This window comes from Pedobacter cryotolerans (genome assembly GCF_005116475.1).
GTDB classification, from domain to species: Bacteria; Bacteroidota; Bacteroidia; order Sphingobacteriales; family Sphingobacteriaceae; genus Pedobacter; species Pedobacter cryotolerans.
Window position 1 is genome coordinate 1 of record NZ_SWBO01000022.1, and the last position, 6,246, is coordinate 6,246.

The 6,246-nt window shown below is 46.2% G+C and carries 10 protein-coding genes; 3 read left to right on the top strand and 7 right to left on the bottom strand.

The window, feature by feature from the left end:
- The 4 genes from FA045_RS18585 to FA045_RS18600 all read right to left on the bottom strand — a co-directional run.
- Positions 1-138, bottom strand: a 138-nt coding sequence (locus FA045_RS18585) for a helix-turn-helix domain-containing protein (RefSeq protein WP_169305084.1), incomplete at its 3' end; no start/stop codon positions are given.
- Between the two features lie 193 nt (positions 139-331).
- Positions 332-787: a hypothetical protein gene (locus FA045_RS18590; RefSeq protein ID WP_136878582.1), complete on the bottom strand. Its 456-nt coding sequence runs from the start codon at positions 785-787 to the stop codon at positions 332-334.
- A 15-nt stretch (positions 788-802) separates the two neighbouring features.
- A complete protein-coding gene (locus FA045_RS18595; protein ID WP_136878583.1) occupies positions 803-1,249 on the bottom strand; it encodes a single-stranded DNA-binding protein in 447 nt (148 codons plus the stop codon).
- Positions 1,250-1,493: 244 nt separating this feature from the next.
- Positions 1,494-2,057: a UPF0758 domain-containing protein gene (locus tag FA045_RS18600; protein ID WP_136878584.1), complete on the bottom strand. Its 564-nt coding sequence runs from the start codon at positions 2,055-2,057 to the stop codon at positions 1,494-1,496.
- Positions 2,058-2,174: 117 nt separating this feature from the next.
- On the opposite strand from FA045_RS18600, the gene FA045_RS18605 reads away from it, so the two are divergent.
- Entirely contained in the window at positions 2,175-2,612 is a 438-nt protein-coding gene (locus tag FA045_RS18605) for a hypothetical protein (protein WP_136878585.1), read from the top strand.
- Positions 2,613-2,700: 88 nt separating this feature from the next.
- Positions 2,701-3,060: a hypothetical protein gene (locus FA045_RS18610; RefSeq protein ID WP_136878586.1), complete on the top strand. Its 360-nt coding sequence runs from the start codon at positions 2,701-2,703 to the stop codon at positions 3,058-3,060.
- Positions 3,061-3,178: 118 nt separating this feature from the next.
- Here FA045_RS18610 and FA045_RS18615 read toward each other — a convergent pair whose 3' ends face one another.
- The 3 genes from FA045_RS18615 to FA045_RS18625 form a co-directional block, all read right to left on the bottom strand.
- Positions 3,179-3,541 (bottom strand): response regulator, encoded by a 363-nt coding sequence (locus FA045_RS18615; RefSeq protein ID WP_136878587.1) that lies wholly within the window; start codon positions 3,539-3,541, stop codon positions 3,179-3,181.
- Between the two features lie 619 nt (positions 3,542-4,160).
- Positions 4,161-4,337, bottom strand: coding sequence for a histone H1 (locus FA045_RS18620; protein WP_136878588.1), 177 nt, complete (start codon positions 4,335-4,337; stop codon positions 4,161-4,163).
- 57 nt (positions 4,338-4,394) lie between these two features.
- A complete protein-coding gene (locus FA045_RS18625) occupies positions 4,395-5,978 on the bottom strand; it encodes a hypothetical protein (protein WP_136878589.1) in 1,584 nt (527 codons plus the stop codon).
- A 178-nt stretch (positions 5,979-6,156) separates the two neighbouring features.
- Between FA045_RS18625 and FA045_RS18630 the strand changes: the two genes are divergently transcribed.
- On the top strand, positions 6,157-6,246 hold a 90-nt coding region (locus tag FA045_RS18630; protein ID WP_262709615.1), incomplete at its 3' end, for a hypothetical protein.

Genomic DNA, 6,246 nt, shown 5'->3' on the forward strand with positions numbered 1-6,246 from the left:
AGAAAATGCGTTTATATAGTTTTTTACAGTATTACGGGAAACACCGGTATGGGTGGCAATGGAAAGTTTGCTCCGCCCTTGGCTGTACATTCTGAGTATCTGTCTTATCTTGCTCATGCTAATCGTGGAATTGGCCATTTCGGAGGGATTATATATCCATCAAAAATAGGGTTGCTCCAATAGCATTTGGCCCCGTTCCAAACTGGTCAGTTTAGTCCGAAATCAGGTGGTCAGTTTCCAGCGGAATAGGTGGTCAGTTTAAACCGAAATGGGGTGGTCAGTTTCAGCGAAATCTCCAAGTAATGGCATAATGGTAAAATTTGGGGAGCATCTACTGCTCCCCGGTCAATGAATCCAAATCAATTTCAACCTGTGAAAGCCAGTACCTTGTTGCATCCGACAGGTTTTCAAGCGCATCGGGATTGCCGCTTAAGGCATCTGTCAATAGTTCGATGTCCTCGGATTGCCAGTCATAGGTTGTGGCGCAGAAATTGCCCATGGTTTCAAAACTGGCATCGTTCTGCAGATCAAAGCCTGTCATTTCCTCGATTTCGTTCCTTGCCATCTGCAAGATGGCATCCATTACTACATAACAAGGGTCTAGGTCTGTAATCTTCATATCGCAGTCCTCTGCAAAAGCTTCCATTTGCTCAAACGCCCAACTGGAATCTTTACCGATTTCCAAAGCTTCTGATACCGCCCTTTTAATGTCGAGGTAACCAAAGGGGCAGAATGCGCCCCTAAAGTCCTCGATTTCATTATTCAAATACTGTTCATCAATTGCCATCGCTCAACCCTCCAATTAAAAACCTAAACCATCATCCCCAACGCTTGGCACATTATCAAAAGCCGTTGAGGGCTTCATGGCACTTTCTGACTTTACCGCCTGCTCCACTGGCAAGTCCCCACTTTCCCTCACTTCTGCCTTTTTCGCCGAACCACCCTTTACGCCCTCGAACAACTTGATTTCCGAGACATGGAAGGTAAGCGCAGCCCTCGCCTCCCCATCCCTGTTGAGGTAGGCATTCACGCCAACCCTTCCATAGACCTGCACCAAATCCCCTTTTTTAAGGTACTCGGCAATTCCCTCATTCCTCCAGTAAGAGCATTCAAAGAACGTGGCAATCTCCCTGCGCTCCTCCCCGCTCCTGTAACTGTCATTAACCGCAATGGTAAAGCCCACCACTTTTTTCTCTTCTGTAACTTTCCTCACAACCGCATCGGCTGTCAATCTTCCTGTAATTTCCATAACAATGGTTTTTAGGTAAAAAATTAAACTTTATCGCTTCTTCCAGTCCGTTCCCAAAAGGATTTTTTCAAAAGAAAAAACGGAAAAAAGAAAGCAAAGAAGACCGTGACCTTTTAAGCGCAGTGGAGCACTATAAGTCCCGAAGGGTAGACGGCACAGCCGGCCATTATGCGTGCGCAGCCAGCGGAGGTCACGATATTCGCCGCCTTTTTATCCGTTTCGATTGAAAAAAATAAAATCACCCTCACTTCATCCGCCTGCTGATCTCCATCACTGCAAGGATGGCAGAGGCCTTTGCCTCCCCAATGCCATCAAACCTGCAGAGGGAAGAAATGTCTCCTCCGGTAAATCCAGCGAAACCGCCAAATGCCTTGAGCATGCGTGATGAAAGTGCCACAGCATCCTCGCCCGGTGTCCCTGAACCAATTAATATGGCCAATAGCTCCTGGTCAAGTAGGCATTCCGCACCCACTGTCATCAGTTTTTCCCGAGGTTTCATCGCTGGATCCCAGCTTGGGATACCCCTTTCACGACTGACCCTGTTATCCTGATGGATCTGTTGGACGGACTTACCATCTTCGTCCAAATGTGCGCAATGGTGGAAGAGTGAGCTCATCGCCGATATCAGAAAATGGAAATCCTCCTCGAACACGATCACGAAGGTTCGCCGGTAAGAACCATCTTCCTGCTGGTCGCTCCTTGAGATCTGGATGAACCTACTGTCCCTTGAGGTCTTCTTGAAATCAAGGAAGTAGTGCCTTCTCCCTCCAGAGGAGAAGCTTTCGGTCATCAATAAATTGCCTTTCATAATACTTATGGTTTTTCAAGGGCAAAGTTGGAGAGGGAAGAAAAAACTAGTCGGTTGCAAAATAAGTTACACGATGGAAACGTTTAAAAATCGGATATCCACCTGATTTTTAATACGATGGCAAAGCTTACCTATATTTATGACCGGACCTGCCAGTATACCGGCTGTGGCAAGGAACTCTTCGGCAGGAGCGACAAGAAGTACTGCAACGATGCGTGCCGCAACCGCGCCAACAGCAAGAACCGAAGAAAGGAATCCTGGGGAGAGGAAAAGCACATCTATGAGATTACCCGTGACCTCAGGCGCAACCGTAGCATCATGAAATCAACTGGCGCCTTCCTGGACCAGACCAAGGTCGTCACCCGTGGCTGGATGCTGGACAGGGGCTATAATTTTGATTATTATACCAATATCCTGCACACCAAAAAGGGCGATTACTTTTTCTGCTATGAATTTGGACACATGGAACTTGAAAACGGAAAGATACTGGTGGTCATGACAGATCGCTACCTTGAGATCAACATTAGAGCCCATGATAATCCGCCCAATCCCTAGGTCCTGGACCCAGGAAACAAGAATGTTGAAAAGTTGATTTCAACTGCACCAACAGAAGCATTAATTTAGTGGCAAAACACACCCCAACATGTCTACTATCGAATTCAAGTTTTTTCTGGAAAACACTGACCTAATGGTTTTGGAGGTTAGGTGCAAGGGTCTTGGAGCAGCCCAAGATGAGAAGTTCAGGTGGCTGAGGATAGATAGGGAAACGATGGAAATCACCGAACTGAACCTTGACCATAGGGATTCATCTGGAGAGATCGAGGAACGGTACTTCAGTGAAGGGTACCTTAAATTCAACAATTCCGCAGGCACCTTCATCGAAAAATTCAATTCCGCCCAGCATTCCCTTAACAGAAGATTTGACTTCGTTACCGCGGGTGAAGTTGAAACAGAAGTATGTCTATTCCTTCTGACACCCTCGCAAGAAGTTGAAACTAACTAAATGCACCACCACAGATTGACGAAACAAAGTATAAGATATAAATCATAAAACCGATAGCAAGACACGAAGAACATCCATCAGGAGCCCGAGATGATTGGGATTTCGAAAGCCTGTCAAATCATGTATCCATAAGTTGTTTTACCACTTCAGCCATATGATTGATATCAAAGGGTTTTGCAATGTGGGCATCTGCCAGTGTGCTGGTCAAATCCAGCTTATCCAATACGACCGAGGCGGTCATTAGGAGAACCTTTATTCCATCGTACCTTGGGGAGTTCTTGATCCGTTGGCAAATGTCCGCTCCATTGAACCTTCCCATCATTATGTCCATTACGATCAAGTCCGGTAGAAATTCTTCTATCACCAATTCCAGATTCCTTGGATCATCCTTTGACAGGACAAGATACCCTTCATCATCAAAGAGCATCCATAGAACCTCTCGATGGGCTTCTATATCATCTATGATCAATATTCTTTTCATATAGGCTGGTGCTGAAATGCCTTTGTAAAGGTAAAAAATTTATTTTATTCAAATAAAAATCACCAATAAATGATCAATAGCGATTATCCTTGAAGCCTGATATAAAGAAGATGGCGAACACTCCGTTTTGGCATATTGTCGAACTTCTATGTGTTGCGCACAACAACGGGAAACTTGCTGATTGGCCTTCATCGGAAGATAAATCCAACTCGCCATGAGGCAACAAGCCCATGAGACACTCGAAAAAGCGAAAACAGCCTGAGGCTGTTCCCCATTCCCAAAGGCTTTATAACCAGAGATGACAGTGTCATCATCATAAATACAGTCAACCTCCGTGGTTTTATAATGGATGGTTTGGGATAGTTAAAAACAACCCTCAACACCTAAAGCTGCGACCTTTGCATATTTTCTGCTTGTCTGTTAAAGTTTAAGGAAGTCCATACAAAAGCTGTTAAGACTTCTGCAAAGCATATTCAAGGCCTGACAATTAAGGTTTACCATCTCTTACATTAATAAACATCATATCGTAAAGGCTTATGAAGCAGGAAAGAGCAAATAAAACGAAAAAAGCTTTCGACCAATGGCCGAAAGCTTTTCAAAGTTCCCAAAACAGCAAGGTCTATTTTGCGTTTTTCTTTTCAGTTACCTCTGCCCTAATGGTCTGAGCAAGGTTTTTAAGGTCCTGCATGCCTTTACGAACCCTGGTTCCTGCTGCAGAATTGCCATTCTCATAGAACTTTTTGGCATCGGCCTCTACCGAAGCGACAAGTTCCTTTACTTTTGTGAAATTTTCCATCGAATAAAATTTTATAGGTTAATAATTGATTTGTGGCCACTAAGTTAAAAAAAACCGCTAAACGCCCAAACCCTGCTCTTGCTCTTTTTTAGACGACTTATCCCTTCCTACAGAGACTTCTGATATTTTCTCTTCCTTCAAGTGCTCTTCCCTTTTTATAGACCTACCTTCCAGAGAATACAAATTCACTTGTTTGAATTCAGGTACCGCCTCTGCCAGGATAGCCTCTTTCTTGCCACTCATGTCAACGGTGACCACAGCGCGGTCTCCGTTCATCAGGGCAGCCTCCAGCTCGGCACGTTTACCCGCAGAACCCAGCTCGCGAAAATCAAACCTGTCCAGCACCGCAGAAAGATCAAAGCCGTATCCCTCGGTAAAGGTCTTGGTCTTGAAGTTGCCTCCCCTGTCCCTTTCCCCATCAAAGTCCAGTTTCACCCAGGCCGAATATTCCCTGTTGGAGATATCTAGCATGTCAGGGCGATAGACAGATCTGCCCTCCAGCAAATTCAGACCCTGCGCCACGGTAAACCCGTTTCCCTTTTCGATATAAAAGGTCTGGCCTGGCGCCGGGTTCTTCAGTGCTCTATAGAACTCCTTGTCCACATTGATCAGCTTCCCATCGCCCATGGTGGCAAGCTCTTTTGAATCCTGAAGGCTTACCCCGGCATACAATTGCGCAGCCCCACGGATATCCCTGGATGCCTCCATCCTGGCATTGAACTCCTTCATGGCAAGCGAAGGCATCTCGAAATCCTTCAGGACCACCTCCTCTCCCTGCCTTTGGGAAGAGACAAAATACTTCTCGCCAGGGGCCAAAGGCGGCTGGGTCTCCTTCACCAGATCGAACTTGTTGAAATAATAGTATTCAGAGCTCTTGGACTGGTTAAAGTGAAGGGCTATTTCCACCCTCCCCTTTTCCCCTTTCAGCTCATCGTACAGGATAAATCTTGGCTCGTTGGCTGCCATCCTGGCCTCCATCTGCCCGATCAGGTTTTCACTGAAACCCAATTTCACCATTTCCTCTTTGAGGTTCTCTAAATTCTTTGCATCCATAATCGCTTTTTTTAAGTTTTCGTTTTCGTAGGCATTTCTGCCCAGTTCTCTAAGTTTACCAATATCTCCGGTCAGTTTCAGTGCAGCGCCGATCCTGACCGTGTAGGGCAGCTGTACCCTATGGTTCATCATGCAGCGCAGCTCAGGATGTTTCAGATAGATCATCCCCGCCACCTCCTTGCCCACTGGATAGCTCTGGCAGAGTTCCGAAACCACCCGGAGCCTATGATCAAGCCCACGCTCATTGGTGCCATCAGTGCGGTTCAGAAAATCCAGGCACCTGACCGCAGTCGCCTGCGCTGACATCAGCTGTCCTTCCACGAACAGTCCATGCTCATCTCTGGTTCCTACGGTTCGTCTGAAATCCGTTTCCAGTAAAAAGGCATCTTCCCTGAGCGTTTCCCCCACGCCATCATTCCCCAATAGCTTGGGCACAAACACCGCGTACTCGGGAATGCGCAGCTTTCCAAGATATTCCTTCACCAGCAGATCTACGGCAATCTCAACTCCACCGGTCCGCTTGTAAAGTGTCACGTCCATCCAGGGCAGATCCATATTTGGAGATTTCGCTGAAACTGACCACCCCATTTCGGTTTAAACTGACCACCTATTCCGCTGGAAACTGACCACCTGATTTCGGACTAAACTGACCAGTTTGGAACGGGGCCAAATGCTATTGGAGCAACCCTATTTTTGATGGATATATAATCCCTCCGAAATGGCCAATTCCACGATTAGCATGAGCAAGATAAGACAGATACTCAGAATGTACAGCCAAGGGCGGAGCAAACTTTCCATTGCCACCCATACCGGTGTTTCCCGTAATACTGTAAAAAACTATATAAACGCATTTTCT